This is a genomic window from Marinospirillum sp. (assembly GCF_014859565.1).
The window spans coordinates 23,249-42,484 of record NZ_JACUUA010000001.1 but is presented as its reverse complement, the minus strand read 5'-3'; the positions used below and the strand labels follow the sequence as shown (position 1 = coordinate 42,484).

Here is a 19,236-nt window from a genome sequence, read left to right as displayed (position 1 = left end):
CTGGGTTTATTGGTAACAACCTATGCTCAAAGTGTTTTGTTGACCTGATACAGATGCAAGGGTGTCAGAATGCCCGCCAGAGGGACATCCCAGTCGGCAACCGGCAGATGTTCAACCCTCTGGCACTCATGAGCCAGACCAATCAGCAGTGGACGATGAAAGCCGGCTGAGTTTTGCTCAAAAGTACGATCGTAAAATCCTCCCCCCATTCCTAATCTTTCCCCCCTGGCTGTAAATCCGACCAAAGGCATCAAGACCAGATCCAATAAGCTGGCTGGACAACGATAACCTTTTAAATGGCCATAACCTTTCAAGGTTGGTTCAGCGATACCAAAACGATTTTTTTGCATCGGTGTGGATGCTTGATAACGGACAAACCATAAACGGCCTTTGTGTGCGGGATGCAGAACAGGAAGGTAAATCTGCTTGCCCATTTTTTTTGCCATGCAGACCAGTTGATCCGGGCTGATTTCACCATCATTTGCCAGATAGACAGCAATACGGCGGCAACGGAGAAACCAGGGCTGCTGGCGAATCTGGCGGCATAATTGCCGAGCGGCCTGTTTCTGGGCGGCAGCAGAAAGACGGCGACGTTTGGCACGAAGTGTCTGGCGAAGAAGTCGGCGTTGATTGAGGGTTGAGTCAGTCATGATCAAAAAGAGGGATGGAGCCCCGGGAGTGCCGCTGTTATCCGTGGCCCTTGAACCCTAAAGTTCAAGGTGGAAGCGACTGTTTTACCTAAGGCTTTCCACTTAAGGTGGACTTGCACACGGGCAAAAGCAAGAAGCTTTCCAGAAGTAAAGCATAGGCTCGAGGACGTGGACAACTGGCCAACACCCCAGGGTTAGGTTCAGTTTATCAAACAAAAGAGAAGTCAGGGGACTTTTCGTGACCCGATCATAGCGTCCAGTTCTTGCAGGACTTTGTCCATGCGGGAATTCACGCGGGCAACCTGCGTTTCACTGCCCTGGCCTGCAGCTTCACGGCTGAGCATGTCATGGGTGATATTTAATGCTGCCATGATAGCCATACGCTCCAGGCTCAGTACCTTGCCAGTCTGACGGATTTCCTGCATCTTGCGGTTCAGATACTGTGCTGAGCGCAGCAGTCCATCCTGTTCTCCTGCTGGGCAGGCAATCAGATATTTGCGATCCAGCAGAGTGATTTCAGTGGTATTCTTGTCACTGCTCATGCACTTGGCTCCAGAGCCTTTTAAAAGCAAGCGGCTACTATAGATCGACCCTTGGGGCGGGTCAATTGTCCTGAAAGTCACCAAATTCTTGCTTTTTTATATCCATGCTAAATCACTTGAAATTTTTGAGAGAATTGAATGAGTTCTGATGTTGCTAAAAACCAAGTTGTTGATTTTGATGGCTTGGCTGACCTGTGCTTGCGCCATCGGTGTTTTCAGTCACCCTCCTTGTTTCATGGTGTATTAACCGGCCAGCTTTGTGGTCAACAGCGCCTGCCCAGAGAGCAGTGGTTGTTATTGTTCGGTCAATTACTGGGCAGTGATCAATCAGTGCTGGAAGGGGATGATCGTCAACTGGCACTGGATCTACTGGATCAGGTGCTGGAGGCGCTCAGTGCTGGCAGTCTGGATTTTGAACCGCTGCTGCCTGATGACCTATATGAACTGGAAGAGCGTTTTTCTGCATTGGTCAAATGGATTCAGGGTTTTCTGAAATCACTCAAAGCAGCTGATCTGGAAAACATGGAGTTGTCTGAAGAAGCACAGGAAGGGCTGGATGATCTGCAGAAAATTGTGACTGAAGCAGGCCGTACCACACTTCATACGGATGAAGACAATGAAAAGGATCTGATTGCCTTGCAGGAGTTTGTACGGATGGTTGCCATGCTGATTTATACCGAGCTGCATCCAGGTATGCCGCAGGTTGAGAACCCAAAAAAGCCCACCAATCTTCATTAACTTCTGTTTGTCCGGAGTCGCGATGAAAGTTTCATCTTCAGCCTTGTCCACCTCAACAGTAAAGCCTTTGCCTGTTGAGTCATTCATCAGTCGCCGCAATCGCCTGCTGGACAGTCTGCCTGATCAGGCGCTGGTGATTCTGCCATCAGCCAGTCTGGTGACTCGAAGCCGTGACACAGAATACCCCTTCCGTCAGTCCAGTGATTTCTGGTATCTGACCGGTTTTGTGGAGCCGGATGCCCTGTTGGTGATTAAAAAGTCTCACCATACTTCTCAGAGCCTGCTGTTCAGTCAGCCAAAAGATAAACAACAGGAAACCTGGACGGGTATTCGTCTTGGGCAGGAAGCCGCGGTGCAGCAACTGGGTTTTGATCAGGCTTATGCTTTTAATGAACTGGATAAAATCCTGTCGCCGCTACTGGCGGAGGTGACAGAGGTCTGGATGCCGCTGGAGGATGAGGCATTGTATTCCCGTTATCTGCATTGGCGTCAGCAGGTGCGACGTTTACAAAAGCGTGGAGCCAGCCTGCCGGACCGACTGGTAGATCTGAGCAGTCTGCTGGGAGAGATGCGCCTGATCAAACAGCCGGAAGAAATCACCCTGCTGCGTGAGGCCGCTCGTATTTCTGCGGTGGCACATTGCCGAGCCATGCAGGTGTGTCGACCCGGCCTGTTCGAGTTTCAACTGCAGGCCGAACTGGAACATACGTTTATGCTGCAGGCAGCCTGTCCACCGGCCTACGGCAGTATTGTCGGTTCTGGTGATAATGCCTGTGTACTGCATTATGTTGAGAATCGGGATCAACTACAGGCCGGAGATCTGGTGCTGATTGATGCCGGAGCCGAGTTTCAGGGTTATGCCGGGGATATCACCCGCACCTTTCCAGTCAGCGGCAAATTCAGCCTGCAACAAAAACAACTTTACCAACTGGTGTTATCAGCCAATCAACTGGCCATCAGTCTGGTCAGGCCGGGCACCAATCTGGAATCCATACATCAGGCCGTGGTGCGGTGTCTGGTGGAAGGGTTAGTGGAGCTGGGTTTGTTACAAGGTGAAGTGCAGCAACTGATTGACTCTGAAGCTTTTAAGGTGTTTTTTATGCATGGCACCAGCCATTGGCTAGGTCTGGATGTGCATGATGCCGGACGTTATCGTCTGGATGGTAATGCTCGCCCGCTGCAACCCGGCATGACGTTCACCATTGAACCGGGTCTGTATATTGCGCCGGATCAACAGGATGTGGATTCACTCTGGCGCGGTATAGGCATCAGAATAGAAGATGACATCCTGGTGACCGAGGATGGCTGTGAAGTGCTGACGGACGGTGTTCCGAAAACAGTAGAGGGTATCGAAACCCTGATGGCAGGTTCAGATGCAGCAGCATGAGTGTGACATTGCAATTATCGGTGGTGGGCTGGTGGGAGCCAGCTTGGCGCTGGCATTACAACCTCTGGTTCAGCGACTGGGCTTGCAGGTTTGCCTGATCGAAAGCCACCCTCCCTCCGAAATACAACCGGATATCCAGTGGCAACCCAGCTTTGATGCTCGCTCTTCTGCCTTATCCTGGGGCACACGGCTGATCTACGAACAGCTGGGTTTGTGGCAAGCGCTGGAGCAGCATGTTTATCCCATCCAGCATATACATGTCTCTGATCGGGGCTTTCTGGGTTCCACGCACCTGGATCATCAGGAACAGCAGGTCGAGGCTCTGGGTTATGTGGTACCCAATGTTTGGTTGGGTCGGGTGTTATGGCAAGGCCTGCAAAAGGCTCAGAGCACCCGGATACTGGCACCGGCAAAGGTCACAAAAATCAACTTCCCGAATCCAGATGTTGCCGTGCTGGAGGGTGAGGTGAACGGTGAACCGTTACAACTCAAGGCAAGGCTGGTGGTCGTTGCGGATGGTGGTCGCTCGGGACTGAAAGAACAGCTGGGTATTGCTGATCAGGTTCATGATTATGAACAAAGTGCGCTGATTGCCAATGTTCGCATGTCGCGGCCTCACCATGGCTGGGCGTATGAGCGTTTTGCCGCGGATGGTCCCATGGCGCTTCTGCCGCTTTCAGGACAAGACATGGCATTGGTCTGGACACGTCCCGGACAGCAGGCAGCCGCTGATGCGGCACTGTCCGACAGTGAGTTTTTGCAGCGTATCCAGCAGAGTTTTGGTAAACGCGCTGGTCGTTTCCAGAAGGTGGGTGAACGCTTTACCTATCCATTAAAAAAAGTACGTGCCTGTGAGCAGGTTCGCCGTAATCTGGTGGTGATGGGTAATGCTGCCCATTATCTGCATCCGGTTGCCGGGCAGGGTTATAACCTGGCCATACGGGGTGTGGTTTCTCTGGCTCGCTCACTGGATGCATCCGCCACAGAAGCCGTGGTTGCAGGAAAAACATTTCACCCCGGTGATTTGCAGACGCTGGAGCACTGGCAATCTCAACGCTTGGGTGATCAGGATGGGGTGATAGGTTTCAGCCATGGTCTGATCGCTCTTTTTGCCAATAATCTACCGCTACTGGGTCATGTCCGTGCCGGGGGATTGATTGGTCTTAATCTGCTGAAGCCGGCGCGTCGTTGGCTGGCAAACAAAGCCATGGGTTTGTAATAAACCACTTGGGAGTGAAGATGCAGACTTATGATCTGATTATTGTAGGTGGTGGCATGACAGGTATTGCCCTGGCAGCCGGTCTGGCTGACAGTGGTTTGAGTATTGCCCTGGTAGAAGCTGCCGATCAGCCACCCCACTGGCAGGAAGATAAACTGGATATTCGTGTCAGCGCCCTGTCGGAGGCCAGCCGTCAACTACTGGAAAAAGTAGGTGCATGGCAACCCATGCAGGCACTGCGGGTGAATCCTTATCAGGGCATGCGAGTCTGGGACAGTGAAGGAACGGCAGAGGTAGTTTTTGATGCCAGTGAAGCCGGTGTGCTGGATCTGGGTTATCTGGTCGAAAATTCGGTCACTCAGCTGGGGTTACTTGCTGCAGTAAAAGACCAGCAGAATCTGGATTGGCATTTAGGTGAGTTTTCCATGGAACTGAGTGAACCATTGGATAAAACCGGGTCGCGTGAATTAAAGCTGAGTTCCGGTAAGGTTTTGCAGGCAGCATTAATTGTAGGTGCGGATGGTGCACGTTCACGCTTGCGCGAGTGGGCCGGGTTCAAAACCCGCGAGTGGGATTATAACCACCACGCACTGGTGACCAGTGTGCGTACCGAACGATCTCATGGTAATGCAGCCTGGCAACGTTTTCATTCCACCGGGCCACTGGCTTTTCTGCCGATGAATTTACAGGGTGATGATCACTGGTGTTCGATTGTCTGGTCAACTTCACCAGAAAAAGCATCCGAGCTGATGGAGCTGAACGAAAAAGACTTTAATCAGCAGCTGACCCAGGCTTTTGAGGGGCGTCTGGGTCAGGTAGAGCTCAGTGAAGATCGGCAGATTTTTCCATTACGTCAGCGTCACGCAGTGGAATACATCCAACCTGGGCTGGCTTTGATTGGAGATGCTGCCCACACCATCCACCCACTGGCAGGTCAGGGTGTAAATCTGGGTTTTATGGATGTTGTGGCGTTAACCGAAGTATTACAACAGGCCGCAGGTGGAAAACAATCACTGGGTAGTTTAGCGGTACTGCAAAAATACCAGCAGCGGCGCAAAATGGATAATCTAGCAATGATGGCTTTGATGGAAAGCTTCAAGCGCCTGTTTGAAACTCAGGCTCTGCCGGTGTTGTTATTGCGTAATCTGGGGATGAAACTGGTGAACTCCAGCACCCGCATCAAACGTGGAATGATTGCACGGGCACTGGGGTTAAAACAGCTGGCTTAAATCCTGCTTTTAAAAATCGCCAGCCCTTTCAGCAGGTTTAAAGCTTCGTTCAGCGGGTAGTCATCAGAAGTACCCAGTCGAGCAGCAGGTTTTCCTTCCTCGCGGGGAGTCTGGCTGCTCAGGTGCCTGTCAAGATCTGCTTCTCGTGTGCCACCTTCGGCATCCAGCAGGGTCACTCGTGCGTTACTCACTTCAATATCCGGGTGAATACCATCCGCCTGGATGGATCGACCTCTGGGGGTGTAATAAAGTGCTGTGGTCATTTTTAAAGCACGATCATTGTTTAATGGCAGCACAGTTTGCACCGAACCCTTGCCAAAACTAGCGGTACCCATAATCAAGGCGCGTTGATGATCCTGTAATGCCCCAGCAACAATTTCCGAGGCAGATGCAGAACCACCATTAATCAGCACCACCAGTGGCACACCTTCCAGTGCATCACCGGGAGCCGCATCAAAACGCATTTCGGTATCACTCAGGCGGCCTTCGGTATAAACAATCAGGCCGCCATCCAGAAAGACATCCGCAACATCTGCTGCTGCTTTTAAAACACCGCCAGGGTTGTTGCGCAGATCCAGAATCAAACCCTGCAGAGGCTCCCGATTTTCATGGGTCAGCTGTGCCAGCGCTGCACGGGTTTCTTCACCGCTGCGATTCTGAAACTGGCTGATACGCAGGTAACCAAAACCTGGCTCCAGCAAGCGCTGGCGGACACTGGTGATGCGAATAACTGCACGGGTCAGTTCCACCTCAAAGGGCTGGTTGATATTGCTGCGCTGAATGGTCAGACGTAGACTGGTGCCAGCGTCGCCACGCATTAACTCTATGGCTTTTTCTACTGACATGTCGCGGGTAGGTGTGTCATTGATACGGGTAATTAAATCGTGGGGGCGCAGACCGGCTTTGGATGCAGGAGTGTCATCAATTGGGCTGATGACCTTGATGTAACCCTCCTCAATACCAATTTCGATACCCAGCCCGCTGAACTCGCCCTGAGTGCTTTCTTTTAACTCACGAAAGGCTTCCGGCTCAAGGTAGGCTGAGTGAGGATCAAGCCCGGATAACATACCCTTGATGGCATTTTCCAGCAGGCTGCGATCATCGACTTCATGGACGTAGGCCTGTTTGATGCGTTCATACACCTCCGCAAAGCTGCGCAGTTCATCCAATGGCAGGTCAAATTGGGGTTCAAGTGGATAATCCAGCGGGTTGTTAGCCTGCAGGTTCAGTGGCAACACCAGAGCCAGCAGCAAGCCGGCACCAGCAAGCAGGTGTTGTCCTGGCCGTTGGCTGGAGCGACTGGAAACTTTGCAAAACATGACACTCTCCTGCGGAAGAAATCCTTTGATTAGCTGTTAACGCCGCGCAATCCAGCTGACTGGATCCAGTGGCTGACCTGCCTTACGTATTTCAAAATACAGTCCATTTTGTTGCTGACCACCGGTTGCCCCGGCAGTGGCAATGGCTTCACCACCATTCACCCAGTCACCGGGCTCTTTGCGCAGAATCTGGTTGTGTCCGTAGAGACTCATAAAACCATCACCATGATCAATGATGATCATAAAACCAAAACCACGCAGCCAGTCAGCAAAAACCACCCGGCCACCATGAATAGCATGGATTGCAGTACCTTCTGAAGCCTGAATGACCATGCCGCGATTGATCAGACGATTATTGTGCTGGCTGCTGCCAAAAGCACTGAGTACCCGCCCCTGTACCGGCCAGGGCAGGCTGCCCCGCATTTGCTGGAAGGGACGAGCATCGCGCGGGGGTGGCAGGCGCACGATGGCTTCAGTAACAGCGGTCAGCAGTTGCTCCAGTCGTTTCTGGTCAGCCTGGAGTTTTTGCAGTTCATCACCACGACCGGCAATTTCCTTGCTGAGCTGCTGAACCAGCTGCTGGCGCTGGCGTTGTTCGGCTAGCAACTCGTTGCGGCGCTCCTGCAGGGCACGACGAACCTGATCCAGTGTTTGCCCACGGGTGATGATTTCGGATTGAACGGTATCCAGTTGTCGGGCAATACCCAGGTAAACTTCGATCTGTTCGGTACGCTGTTTGTTGATGTAATCATAATAACGCAGCAGTCGTGCAACTCGATCCGGTTCCTGTTGGTTCAGTAATACCTTCAAGTATTCCTGACGACCCATGGAGTAGGCCGAGCGTATCTGCTGACGCAGGTAACCGGCTTGTTGATCCAGCTGAGTTTGTAGCTCACGCTGTTCAGCACGCAGCCGGGTCAGACGTTGTTCCAGCTCAGCTGCTTCACGAGTGTTGGCTTCGATGCGGGAGACTAACTGGCCAATCTGAGTTTCGGTACTGCGTAGTCGATCCTGCAGCTGGGATTGTTCACCACGAGCCTGAGTTAACCAGCCTTGCAGGCTGTTAATGTCTTTGCGTAATTGTTGTAACTGCTGTTCGCTGACCTCTTCTTCTCGGTTGGCCAGCAACACTCCGCTGGGCAAAAGCAAGATCAGCAACAAGACAGCAGATATCCACTTAAACATGGCTAACTTTGCCCTCCGCTGGCCGCATGGCTTCAAGCTTCCACTGAGTCTTCAAACTCAACCAATGCCCGCCCCGTCATTTCTGTCGGTTGTTCTAAGCCCATGGCTTTTAACAGGGTGGGCGCCAGATCACACAAGCGCCCCTGATCCAGCAGTCGTGCTTTGCGGTTGTTGGGTGGCAGGTAAATCAGCGGCACCGGGAAGGTGGTGTGTGCGGTTTGTGCCTGTCCGGTGGTTTCATCCAGCATTTGTTCAGCGTTGCCGTGGTCAGCGGTGATAAAACACTGACCACCCACTGCCTTGAGTGCCTCAATCACACGACCAACACACTGATCCAGTGTTTCCACTGCCTTGACCGCTGCATCAAAATGACCAGTATGACCTACCATGTCACCATTGGCGTAGTTGCAGAAAATGGCATCGTAATCACCGGAATGAATGGCCTCAACCAGCTTGTCGGTGACTTCCACTGCGCTCATTTCCGGCTTTAGATTGTAGGTGGCTACCTGGGGTGAAGGCACCAGAATGCGGGTTTCACCGGCAAAAGGTTGTTCCTGTCCACCGGAGAAAAAGAAGGTAACGTGAGCGTACTTCTCGGTTTCTGCAATGCGCAGCTGAGTTTTTCCGAGCTTGGATAGATATTCACCCAGAGTATTGTTCAGGCTCTGGGGTGGAAAAGCTGTCGCTGCAGGAATGTCTTCAGCATACTGGGTCAGCATCACAAAACGGCTCAGGCGCGGCCAGGCACGACGTGCAAAACCTTTAAATTCCGGTTCAACAAAAGCGCGGGTGATTTCCCGTGCCCGATCAGCCCGGAAGTTCATAAAAATCACCGCATCCTTATCTTCAATCATGCAGGGCTGACCAATGATGGTGGGCTGTACAAATTCGTCGTTTTCACCCCGGTCATAAGCGGCTTGCAGACCGCTGCTGCCATCTTCAGCAGTAAAATCAGCCTGTCCAAGCGTTAACAGGTTGTAGGCTTTTTCTACACGATCCCAGCGGTTGTCGCGATCCATGGCAAAATACCGCCCGACCAGACTGGCAACACGACCCACGCCCAGCTGGCGGAACTTTTCATCAGCAGCCAGCAAGGAAGCCTGTGCACTGCGTGGTGGCATGTCACGACCATCCAGAAAAGCATGCAGAAAAACCTGAGTGGCTCCACGTTTAACCGCCAGCTCTGCCATGGCAAAAATCTGTTCTTCGTGGCTGTGTACACCACCGGGGGATAACAACCCCATCAGGTGAACGGCACCTTTTTTGCTGATCGCCAGATCCACTGCTTCGCAGAGAGTCGGATTGGTAAAAAAGCTCTGATCCTTGATGGCTTGGGTCACACGAGTAAAATCCTGATACACAATACGACCGGCACCCAGATTCATGTGCCCAACTTCCGAATTACCCATCTGCCCTTCCGGCAGACCAACGTACATACCATCCGTAAAAACCTGGCTGGTGGGCAGCTCACTACGCAAACGATCCATGACCGGAGTGCGGGCGTGAAAAATGGCATTGTTGTCGGATGCAGGGTTGTCACCATAACCATCCAGGATAATCAGGGCTGTTGGAATGCGTCTGGAACTCATGTCGGTATCAAGGCTCTATTGAACAAAGTGTGAGCATGATAGCGCCAGCAGCCTCAAATCGCCATCCTGCTGATGCCTTGCACGCCACTCTGGTGTATCCTTGAACGCCTAATTTTATATCCGGTTTTGAATCCTCTTAAATCCATGCCTGCGGCACACCAAAGAGACCCAAGGAAAGAGACCCAAGATGTTTGAGCAAATGATCGAGTTCAGTATCAACCACCCGCTGCTGGTTAGCGCCTTTGTTATCCTGCTGTTGTTGGTGATCTTTAATGAAACCCGAGGAGCAACCACAGGCGTGGGAACTGCAGAAGCAGTGCGCTTGATGAACAAGGATGAAGCTATTGCCCTGGATATCCGTGATCGCAAGGACTTTGGTCTGGGTCATATCACTGGAGCCATTAACATCCCGATGGTGAATCTTGACACTCGTATGCACGAGCTGGAAAAACACAAGGACAAAAAAATTCTGGTGGTCTGCAAGATGGGTAACACCGCCACCATGGCCGTTGCCAAGTTGCAGAAAGCAGGTTTTGCCAACGCCCTGCGCCTGAAGGGTGGCATGATGCAATGGCAAACCGATTCCATGCCGGTTGTTAAAAAATAACTAATCCTCTTAAGCCAAGTATATAAGGAAGCATTCATGAGTGAAGCACCCCAGCCCCAGTTTGCCCTGCAGCGCATCTATCTGAGCGATGTATCCTTTGAGGCACCTAACAGCCCCGAAGTGTTCATGATGAATGAACAACCTCATGTGGATGTGAAGCTGGACACCAGCAACCGTAAAATTAATGACGAGTTGTATGAAGTGACCGTCAAGATCACCGCTCAGGTAACTTTTGGTGAGAAGACCGCTTTCCTGGCAGAAGTCCAGCAAAGTGGTGCCTTCCGTGTGGTGGGTATTGAAGGTGATGGCCTGGAGCACACTCTGGGTGCCTTCTGTCCAAACATCCTCTTTCCTTATGCCCGTGAATCGGTGGACGGACTGGTGGTTAAGGGCGGTTTCCCACCGCTGATGATTGCACCAGTCAACTTTGAAGCCATTTTTGCCGAGCGTAAACAGCGTCAGGCACAGCAGACTACCCAGTAATCACTGGCAAACATGCGGCGCTTTTATTCTCCAAAAAACCTGGCCGGACTGTCTGAAGTAGAGCTGGACGGTCAGGTGGTGCGCCACATGATCCAGGTGCTACGAATGCAACCCGGTGATCAGCTGCATCTGTTTGATGGCCAGAGCTGTTATCTGGCCGAGCTGCTGCAAGGCAACAAGAATCTTGCTCGCTTACAGCTGATCCAGCCTGTGGAGGCAGCCCCGCCTTCACCGCTGCATACCCATCTGGGTCAGGCCATCTCCAAGGGTGACAAGATGGACTGGATCATCCAGAAGGCGACCGAGCTGGGTGTCAGTGCCATCACGCCTCTTTATACACGTCAGGGTGATGTGCGTTTGAAAGGTGATCGAGAACAGAAAAAACTCGAACACTGGCAGCAGGTGGCCATCAGTGCCTGTGAACAATGCGGGCGAAATTCCTTGCCGGTGATCCATCCTCCACAGAGTCTGACCGACTGGTTACAGGTACGCCAGGAAGCTGTACGCTTGCTGTTGCATCCGCATGGACAAAGTGCAGCATTGGCAACTGAGACACCCTCTGATGTTGCTTTGCTGATTGGCCCGGAAGGTGGGTTGCATGAGCAGGAAGTGGAGCAGGCACAAAAATCCGGTTTTAGCGGTCTGCGACTGGGGCCAAGAATACTTCGTACCGAAACCGCACCACTGGCAGCACTAACTCTGGTGCAGCACTGGTGGGGTGATCTGAACTGAATCATCAGCTGGAGAGCAACATGGCAAAACAAGTTCTGGTTGGCGTGGTAATGGACCCCATTGCCGATATTACCTACAAAAAAGATACAACACTGGCCTTGTTGCTGGCGGCTAAAAAGCGTGGCTGGACTCTGAAATACATGGAGCTGGGTGATCTGCACCTGCGTCAGGGTAAAGCCTGGGCACGTATGGCAGATCTGGATGTGTTCGCCAACCCGGATGGCTGGTACAGCTTGGGTGAACCCCAGGTGCAGCCGCTGGCAGAGCTGGATATTCTGCTGATGCGCAAAGACCCACCCTTTGATAACGCTTTTCTGACCTCCACCTGGCTGCTGGAAGCAGCAGAACGTGAAGGGGTGCTGGTGGTTAATAAACCCCAGAGCCTGCGCGACTGCAACGAAAAACTCTTTGCTCAGGAGTTTCCACAATGCTGCCCTCCCACACTGGTCAGCAGCAACAGCCAGTTAATTCGTGAATTTCATGCTGAACATCAGGACATCATCCTTAAACCCCTGGATGGTATGGGTGGCATGGGGGTGTTTCGTGTCACACCCGAAGGCATGAATCTGGGTGCCATTATTGAACAGCTGACCGACAACAATCAGCGCCAGATCATGGTGCAAAAATACCTGCCCGAAATCAAAAACGGTGATACCCGCATTCTGGTGATTGACGGTGAACCTGTACCCTTTGGGCTAGCGCGTATTCCCATGGCTGGTGAAACCCGTGGCAATCTGGCCGCCGGTGGCAGTGGTGTGGCTCGGGAACTGACCGATCGGGATTACTGGCTGGTCAGTCAGGTGGCTCCGGCCTTAAAAGAAAAAGGATTAATTTTTGTGGGTCTGGATGTCATAGGTGACTACCTCACTGAAATTAACGTCACCAGTCCCACCTGTGTGCGCGAGCTGGATCAGCAGTGTGGTCTGGATATTGGAGGTCAGTTGATGGAGTGTCTGGCAACACGTCTGGATCAGCGTTGATTGCCCTGACCCCATGAACGTTTTACAAGGCCTGCTCAGTCTGCGCCCAATTCTCTGGGCGCTGCTGCTGGCGTTGTTATTACACGCTGGGGTTTTATTCATTAACACGCGACCATCTGAGTCGCCTACTCCTGAACTAGAACAGATCTACCTGGAAGCTACAGCGGTCTATTTTGATGATGAGCCCTTGTCCGAGCCACTGGCTGAACCGGATCTTCCGTCTGATCCGCAGCCCACTCCTGAGCTAGCTCCTGAAGTGCCCGCCCCTGAACCCGATGTGGTTCCACCTGCAAAGGATCAACAACAAGAAGCAGATATCGAGCCTCAACCTGAACTCGAAGCGGCTGCGCCCGAAACACCCTTGCCACCTGTTCGCGGCGCCAGCCTGATTGCTCGTAGCCTGGAAATAGCCCGTCTGGAATCCGAGCTGGCTACCCAGCAGGCCGTTTTTGCCGAGCGCCCCAGAGTCCGTCGTATCAGCACCAACGCAGTGATGACTACGGAAGAGGCACTTTACCTGCGCCAGTGGGAAGAGCGGGTAGAAAGAATCGGTAATCTCAACTACCCCGAAGAAGCTCGCCGCCAGAACCTGGGTGGCCGATTGCGCCTGCTGGTGGTGATTAATGCAGATGGCAGCATTCTGGAAGCACAACTGATGACCAGCTCCGGCCATCGTCTGCTGGATGATGCCGCCATACGTATTCTGAATCTGGCTTCACCCTTTGCTCCTTTACCCGACAGTGTTCGTGCAAAAGCGGATGTGCTGGAAATCATCCGCACCTGGCAGTTTGGTGATGGCTGGCGGGCTAATTGACAGGTCTTGCGGTTTCAGCAGTAGAGTCATTTGTGGTGTAGGATATGAGCATATATAGCGCGTAAATTAACGTGCAGAATACTTCCATGACTGGGTCAGCTTATGCAGCGCTTTTTTAATACCGCCGGACCAACAATTACTGCCGATCACTATCATATTGACTTGTTGCACCGGCTGGACTGGGAAGAAATTCAGCACCTGATAGCCAGTAAGCGTTACTTTGTGCTGCATGCACCACGTCAGACCGGAAAAACCAGTACCCTGCTAGCGATTATGAAAGAGCTGAACGCCTCCGGTCGTTATGCTTGTGCCTACGCCAATATTGAAGCCGCACAAGCAGCTCGCGGTGATGAAACCCAGGGCATTCCGACTGCTTGTGATGCAATGGTCGATGCCATCGCTCGTTATGCAAAAGCACCTGCTCTGGCAGAATGGTATCGAACGACCAAACCTGAAACTGAGCCTCAGCATCTATTAACACGTGTATTAACGCACTGGGCTGAAGTCTCTGATAAACCTACTGTATTGTTGCTTGATGAAGTGGATGCATTGGTGGGCGACACCCTGATTTCCCTGCTGCGTCAGATCCGGGCTGGTTATGCCCAGCGCCCGGATTTTTTCCCTCAGTCGATCATTCTTTGTGGTGTACGGGATGTGCGTGACTACCGCATGCATCAGGAAGGGGCAGAAGTGATTACTGGCGGCAGTGCTTTTAACATCAAGGCTGAATCCCTGCGGATGGGTAACTTCACCCAGCAGGAAACCCGCACCCTTTGGCTGCAACACACAGAAGCCACTGGGCAGATCTTTGATGAAGCCATTTTTGCAGAGTTGTGGGAAGACACTAAAGGCCAGCCTTGGCTCGTCAACGCGTTGGGTTATGAAATCACTTGGAAAAACCGTGAAGCGCGGGATCGAAGCCGCCACATCTCATTGGTGGATTATCAGCAAGCACGGGAACAGCTGATTTATTCCCGTGCTACCCATCTGGATCAACTGACTGACAAGCTCAAAGAACCCCGCGTTCATGCGGTCATCAGCTCACTGCTGACCAGTGAAGATGAAGACAACATCAGCCAGATCAAAGTCGATGACCTGCAATACGTTGAAGACTTAGGACTAATCACCGTTCGCCCCTCGGTCAAAATCAGCAACCGCATTTATCAGGAAGTGATTCCAAGAGAACTGACCTGGCCGACCCAAGTGATGATTGCCAATCAGGAGCAGGCTTGGTACATCAATGCCGATCACAGCTTAAACATCAACAAACTACTGCAAGCCTTTCAGCAGTTTTTCCGCGAACACTCCGATAGCTGGAGCGAGGGTTTTGATTACAAAGAAGCCGCACCGCAACTGTTAATGCAAGCCTTCTTGCAACGCATCATTAATGGCGGTGGAAGAATCTCCCGTGAGTACGGTCTGGGTCGCAAACGCACCGATTTATTCATTGAATGGCCGTTAAACCCTGAATTAGGCATGTATGGGGCATTACAGCGAGTGGTGATTGAACTCAAAATCCTGCGTGGTTCTCTGGATGCTGTGATAGAAAAAGGACTGGAACAGGTTACCGACTACACCCAGCGAGTCGGTGCAGATGAAACCCATCTGGTGATTTTTGACCGTAATCCAGCAGCGCCCTGGGATCAGAAAATCTGGCAACGACAGGCTGATTTTCAGAATAAAACCATACATATCTGGGGTGCCTGATCCCTGCGAGGGTTAGTGATTCAGCAACACCAGTGAGGTATAGCAGCCAGCCCCTTTCTTTCCCGGTATAATTTCTCCAGAATCAACCTGTATACGTTGCGGATCAATTAAAGAGAAACCTGTGAATACACTGCGGGATCATTTCCTTCTTGCCATGCCCCAGCTGGATGATGCTCACTTTGGTGGCAGTCTGACTTATTTGTGTGAGCAGAACGACCAGGGTGCACTGGGATTAATCATCAATAAACCTCTGCCGCTGACCTTTGGTGAGCTGATGGAGCAGATGTCCTTACCCCTGCTGGATGTTGCTCATATCTCCACACCCATCTACCGGGGCGGCCCGGTGCATGGTGATCGGGGTTTTGTGCTGCATACCGGCAAATCTGACTGGAAAGCTTGTTTGCCGGTCAGCGAACATCTAAGCCTGACCACCTCACTGGATATTCTGGAAGCCATCTCGGCAAACAAGGGCCCGGAACATTTCCTGATTGCCCTGGGTTGTGCAGGCTGGGATGCTGGTCAGTTAGAAAAAGAGCTGCTGGATAACGCTTGGCTGACCTGTCCAGCCAGTGAAGAAATACTTTACGGCCTGGCTGCAGAAAACCGTCTGGCCGCCGCCGCGGCAAGCCTGGGTATTAACCTTGAGCTGATGACTCGGCAGGTCGGGCATGCCTGATATAGAAGGCCACCGACTGTTGATGGCGTTTGATTTTGGCAGCAAACGCCATGGTGTTGCGATTGGTAATGAGCTGACCCGAACCGTTAATCCATCACGGGTGATCCCGGCGCAGGAAGGTATTCCTTCCTGGGAGTTGCTGGATGCACTGATCAAAGAATGGCAACCGGATGCTTTTGTGATGGGTTTGCCGCTGGAAGAAGATTTAAGTGACACACCACTAAGCCTACGTGCGCGCAAGTTTGCCAAGCGACTTTTTGGTCGTTATGGCAAACCCTGTTATGGCATGGATGAGCGTGGCACCACGCGTATGGCCAAGGCCGTGGTAAAACAGCTGGGGCACAAGGGTAATTACCGTGAAGACCCTGTGGATAGTTTGGCGGCTGCCATGATACTGGAAGGCTGGCTGGCACTGAATCCAGAGGGTAACAGCCCTTTTCTGCAACAGATTGCCGGCCCTGATTACATTAAAAACTGAAAATTGATCCTTTACCCGATTTAAGGAGTAACCCACGGATGACAAACCAGACTCTGGATTACCCCCCTTTGCCGGAAGTGGCAAGCCTGCTGGATCAGTTGGCTACACAACTGGAGCGTCACCTGCTGGAGCACAGGATTACCGACCCATTACTGATTGGCATCCATACCGGCGGTGTCTGGGTTGCTGAAGCCCTGCGACAGCGGATGCAGGTCAACTGGCCACTGGGCACACTGGATATCTCTTTTTACCGTGATGATTACAGCCAGACCGGATTAAACCCCAGTGTTAAACCCTCGAACCTGCCCTTTGCCACGGAAGATCGACACCTGATATTGGTGGATGATGTGCTGATGTCCGGTCGCACCATACGGGCTGCCATGAACGAGATTTTTGATTTTGGTCGTCCTGCCTCAGTGACTTTAGCCACCTTACTAGCGTTACCCGGTCGGGAATTGCCGATCCAGCCGGATTGTTGTGGACAGCATTTACAACTGCCAGCAGATCAGCGCATCAAACTATCCGGGCCGGTACCGCTGGAGCTGAACCGGGTTTTCCATACACCTGCTACAGAGGAAAACACATGACTGTTGCGCTGAATAACCCTGCTCATCCACGCAATGTCCAGTTGACTGTAGATGGCCGCCTGAAACATTTTCTTAGCATTAATGGCCTGTCCCGGACTTTGTTGACAGAAATTCTGGATACCGCTGAATCCTTTGCCAATATGGGTGAGCAGTCGGTCAAGAAGGTGCCGCTGCTGCGCGGTAAAACCATTGTTAACCTGTTCTTTGAAAACTCCACCCGTACCCGTGCCACCTTTGAACTGGCGGCCAAACGCCTATCAGCGGATGTGCTTAATCTGGACATCAAAACCTCATCTGCTGCCAAGGGTGAAACCCTGATGGATACCCTGCAGAACATCGAAGCCATGCATGCCGATATGTTTGTGGTGCGTCATGCTGATTCCGGTGCGGCACACTTTATTGCCAGCCAGGTCACACCCAGGGTTGCCATTATTAATGCCGGTGATGGTCGCCATGCCCACCCCACTCAGGCCATGCTGGATATGTTCACCATCCGGCGTCACAAGGGTGAATTTGCCGGCCTGAAAGTGGCCATTGTGGGTGACATTCTGCATTCCCGCGTGGCTCGGTCACAGATTAGAGCGCTGACTACCCTCGGTGTTGATGAAATCCGCCTGGTGGCACCCAAAACCCTGCTGCCAGTTGGGATTGAGGAGCTGGGTGTAAAACTTTATACCCGCATGGAAGAAGGCATAAAAGATGTGGATGTGGTGATTATGCTGCGCCTACAAAAAGAGCGTATGAGTGGTGCACTGTTACCCTCGGAGTCCGAGTTTTATCGCCTCTACGGATTAACCACCGATAAGCTGGCTTATGCTCATCCAGAAGCCATAGTGATGCATCCGGGGCCAATCAACCGGGGTGTGGAAATTGAGTCTGCTGTGGCTGACGGGCCTCGTTCAGTGATCCTGCAGCAGGTGGGTTATGGTATTGCCACACGTATGGCGGTGATGAGCATGGCAATGAGTGGGCAGATGCAGGAAAGGGCACAGATACAATGAATTCATCCATAAAGACAGCCATAAAGATATCCATTATCGGTGGTCGTGTTATCGACCCGAGCCAGCAGCTTGATACCCAGCAGGATGTACATATCGAACAGGGTTGTATAGTGGCGCTGGGCAAATCACCCGAGGGTTTCAAGGCTGACAGGATTATCAAGGCTGATGGGCTGGTGGTGACGCCCGGTTTTATTGATCTGTCCTGCCATCTGCGAGAGCCAGGCCCCAGTTATAAAGGCAATATCGCCAGTGAAACCCTGGCCGCTCTGGCAGGTGGATTTACTCAAGTCTGCGCCCGTGGGGACACCCAGCCACCCCTGGATTCATCAGCAGTGGTCAGGGTGGTGCGGGAAAAAGCCCAGGCCGTTCAGCAGGCTAAAGTTTTACCGCTGGGTGCCATGACCCGCGGACTGGAGGGGCAGTTATTGTCCAACATGGCGGCACTGCAGGCTGCAGGCTGCGTTGCTGTGAGTAATATGCGCAGCCCAATACAGGACAATCTGATACTACGGCGCTGCCTGGAATATGCCGCCACCTTTGATCTGCTGGTGATCTTTTATCCGGAAGATCCTTCGCTGGCTGCCTCGGGTTGTGCTCATGAGGGTGCGCTAGCCTCCCAGCTGGGGCTGGCGGGAATCCCTGGCACAGCAGAAACAGTTGCCGTGGCAAGGGATTTACTGCTGATTGAGCAGACCGGTATCCGTGCTCATTTCAGTCATCTGTCCACCGCCAGAGCAGTGGAGATGATTAAAGAAGCACAACAACGTGGTTTGCCGGTAACTGCTGATGTGGCACTCAGTCATCTGTTGTTTACTGATGCCACCCTGGAGGCTTTTGATAGCAACTACCATGTACAGCCCCCGCTGCGCAGTGAGGCTGATCGTCAGGCTCTGCTGCAAGGTATCCGCGACGGTGTAATCAGCGCAGTATCCAGCAGCCACTTGCCGCATGAGCAAGCTGCCAAGATGGCACCTTTTGCGGCATCAGAACCGGGCATGAGCAGTCTGGAAACAGTGTTACCGCAAATGCTGGCACTGGTTGAACAGGGATACTTTGACTATTCTGAACTGGTTGCCTGCTTATCGACCGGCCCGGCAGCACTATTGGGGTTGGATACAGGTAGTCTGCGACCGGGTTCTGTTGCAGACATCACACTGTTTGATCCATCCGAAGTTTGGTTATTAAATGAAAGCTCCGGTTTTTCAGCCGGTCATAACACCCCTTTCTGGAATCAGTCACTCAAGGGGCGCGCTGTTGTCACACTGGTGGATGGTGATGTGCGGTTTACAACACAGCAGCAACAATAACAAAAA

20 protein-coding genes and 1 other RNA gene are annotated in these 19,236 nt (G+C 52.3%); 15 read left to right on the top strand and 6 right to left on the bottom strand.

Annotation, left to right across the window (positions count from 1 at the left end):
- Positions 1–26: 26 nt before the first annotated feature.
- The 3 genes from IBX50_RS00205 to IBX50_RS00195 form a co-directional block, all read right to left on the bottom strand.
- Positions 27–650: a 5-formyltetrahydrofolate cyclo-ligase gene (locus IBX50_RS00205; RefSeq protein ID WP_292252436.1), complete on the bottom strand. Its 624-nt coding sequence runs from the start codon at positions 648–650 to the stop codon at positions 27–29.
- Between the two features lie 15 nt (positions 651–665).
- A non-coding RNA gene (gene ssrS / locus IBX50_RS00200) (6S RNA) lies at positions 666–848 on the bottom strand.
- A gap of 26 nt (positions 849–874) precedes the next feature.
- Positions 875–1,192, bottom strand: a complete 318-nt coding sequence (locus IBX50_RS00195) for a cell division protein ZapA (protein WP_292252435.1) — start codon at positions 1,190–1,192, stop codon at positions 875–877.
- A gap of 138 nt (positions 1,193–1,330) precedes the next feature.
- Between IBX50_RS00195 and IBX50_RS00190 the strand changes: the two genes are divergently transcribed.
- From IBX50_RS00190 to IBX50_RS00175, 4 genes are read left to right on the top strand one after another with little or no spacing between them, the layout of a single operon-like run.
- Positions 1,331–1,930 carry a UPF0149 family protein gene (locus IBX50_RS00190; RefSeq protein ID WP_292252434.1) on the top strand — a complete coding sequence of 200 codons (600 nt, stop codon included), beginning with the start codon at positions 1,331–1,333 and terminating at the stop codon, positions 1,928–1,930.
- 22 nt (positions 1,931–1,952) lie between these two features.
- Positions 1,953–3,317 (top strand): Xaa-Pro aminopeptidase, encoded by a 1,365-nt coding sequence (gene pepP / locus IBX50_RS00185; protein WP_292252433.1) that lies wholly within the window; start codon positions 1,953–1,955, stop codon positions 3,315–3,317.
- Positions 3,304–4,536 (top strand): 2-octaprenyl-6-methoxyphenyl hydroxylase, encoded by a 1,233-nt coding sequence (ubiH, locus tag IBX50_RS00180; RefSeq protein WP_292252432.1) that lies wholly within the window; start codon positions 3,304–3,306, stop codon positions 4,534–4,536. Before pepP ends, ubiH begins: the two co-directional genes overlap by 14 nt.
- A 20-nt stretch (positions 4,537–4,556) precedes the next feature.
- Positions 4,557–5,765, top strand: coding sequence for a UbiH/UbiF/VisC/COQ6 family ubiquinone biosynthesis hydroxylase (locus tag IBX50_RS00175; protein WP_292252430.1), 1,209 nt, complete (start codon positions 4,557–4,559; stop codon positions 5,763–5,765).
- Here the strand turns inward: IBX50_RS00175 and IBX50_RS00170 are convergent.
- The 3 genes from IBX50_RS00170 to gpmI are packed head-to-tail and all read right to left on the bottom strand — an operon-like array spanning position 5,762 to position 9,858.
- Positions 5,762–7,084, bottom strand: coding sequence for a S41 family peptidase (locus IBX50_RS00170; RefSeq protein WP_292252428.1), 1,323 nt, complete (start codon positions 7,082–7,084; stop codon positions 5,762–5,764). The genes IBX50_RS00175 and IBX50_RS00170 overlap by 4 nt on opposite strands.
- A 36-nt stretch (positions 7,085–7,120) precedes the next feature.
- The gene (locus IBX50_RS00165) at positions 7,121–8,269 is read right to left on the bottom strand and encodes a peptidoglycan DD-metalloendopeptidase family protein (protein ID WP_292252427.1); all 1,149 of its coding nucleotides are present in this window, start codon (positions 8,267–8,269) and stop codon (positions 7,121–7,123) included.
- A 32-nt stretch (positions 8,270–8,301) separates the two neighbouring features.
- Positions 8,302–9,858, bottom strand: coding sequence for a 2,3-bisphosphoglycerate-independent phosphoglycerate mutase (gene gpmI, locus IBX50_RS00160; RefSeq protein ID WP_292252425.1), 1,557 nt, complete (start codon positions 9,856–9,858; stop codon positions 8,302–8,304).
- Positions 9,859–10,045: 187 nt separating this feature from the next.
- Here gpmI and IBX50_RS00155 point away from each other — a divergent pair, with 187 nt between their 5' ends.
- The 11 genes from IBX50_RS00155 (at position 10,046) to IBX50_RS00105 (ending at position 19,230) form a co-directional block, all read left to right on the top strand.
- On the top strand, positions 10,046–10,465 hold the full coding sequence (locus IBX50_RS00155) for a rhodanese-like domain-containing protein (protein WP_292252423.1): 420 nt from the start codon (positions 10,046–10,048) through the stop codon (positions 10,463–10,465).
- A 36-nt stretch (positions 10,466–10,501) separates the two neighbouring features.
- Positions 10,502–10,948, top strand: a complete 447-nt coding sequence (secB, locus tag IBX50_RS00150; RefSeq protein ID WP_292252422.1) for a protein-export chaperone SecB — start codon at positions 10,502–10,504, stop codon at positions 10,946–10,948.
- 12 nt (positions 10,949–10,960) lie between these two features.
- A complete protein-coding gene (locus IBX50_RS00145) occupies positions 10,961–11,680 on the top strand; it encodes a 16S rRNA (uracil(1498)-N(3))-methyltransferase (RefSeq protein ID WP_292252421.1) in 720 nt (239 codons plus the stop codon).
- 20 nt (positions 11,681–11,700) lie between these two features.
- Positions 11,701–12,660 carry a glutathione synthase gene (gene gshB / locus IBX50_RS00140; RefSeq protein WP_292252419.1) on the top strand — a complete coding sequence of 320 codons (960 nt, stop codon included), beginning with the start codon at positions 11,701–11,703 and terminating at the stop codon, positions 12,658–12,660.
- Between the two features lie 13 nt (positions 12,661–12,673).
- Complete coding sequence (locus IBX50_RS00135) at positions 12,674–13,474, top strand: energy transducer TonB (RefSeq protein WP_292252418.1); 801 nt, start codon at positions 12,674–12,676, stop codon at positions 13,472–13,474.
- Between the two features lie 102 nt (positions 13,475–13,576).
- Positions 13,577–15,181 carry an AAA-like domain-containing protein gene (locus tag IBX50_RS00130; protein ID WP_292252417.1) on the top strand — a complete coding sequence of 535 codons (1,605 nt, stop codon included), beginning with the start codon at positions 13,577–13,579 and terminating at the stop codon, positions 15,179–15,181.
- Between the two features lie 121 nt (positions 15,182–15,302).
- On the top strand, positions 15,303–15,857 hold the full coding sequence (locus IBX50_RS00125; RefSeq protein WP_292252416.1) for a YqgE/AlgH family protein: 555 nt from the start codon (positions 15,303–15,305) through the stop codon (positions 15,855–15,857).
- On the top strand, positions 15,850–16,335 hold the full coding sequence (ruvX, locus tag IBX50_RS00120; RefSeq protein ID WP_292252415.1) for a Holliday junction resolvase RuvX: 486 nt from the start codon (positions 15,850–15,852) through the stop codon (positions 16,333–16,335). Before IBX50_RS00125 ends, ruvX begins: the two co-directional genes overlap by 8 nt.
- Before the next feature lie 38 nt (positions 16,336–16,373).
- Positions 16,374–16,922 (top strand): bifunctional pyr operon transcriptional regulator/uracil phosphoribosyltransferase PyrR, encoded by a 549-nt coding sequence (pyrR, locus tag IBX50_RS00115; protein ID WP_292252414.1) that lies wholly within the window; start codon positions 16,374–16,376, stop codon positions 16,920–16,922.
- A complete protein-coding gene (locus IBX50_RS00110; protein WP_292252413.1) occupies positions 16,919–17,923 on the top strand; it encodes an aspartate carbamoyltransferase catalytic subunit in 1,005 nt (334 codons plus the stop codon). Before pyrR ends, IBX50_RS00110 begins: the two co-directional genes overlap by 4 nt.
- Positions 17,920–19,230 carry a dihydroorotase gene (locus tag IBX50_RS00105; protein ID WP_292252412.1) on the top strand — a complete coding sequence of 437 codons (1,311 nt, stop codon included), beginning with the start codon at positions 17,920–17,922 and terminating at the stop codon, positions 19,228–19,230. Before IBX50_RS00110 ends, IBX50_RS00105 begins: the two co-directional genes overlap by 4 nt.
- The last annotated feature ends 6 nt before the right edge of the window (positions 19,231–19,236 follow it).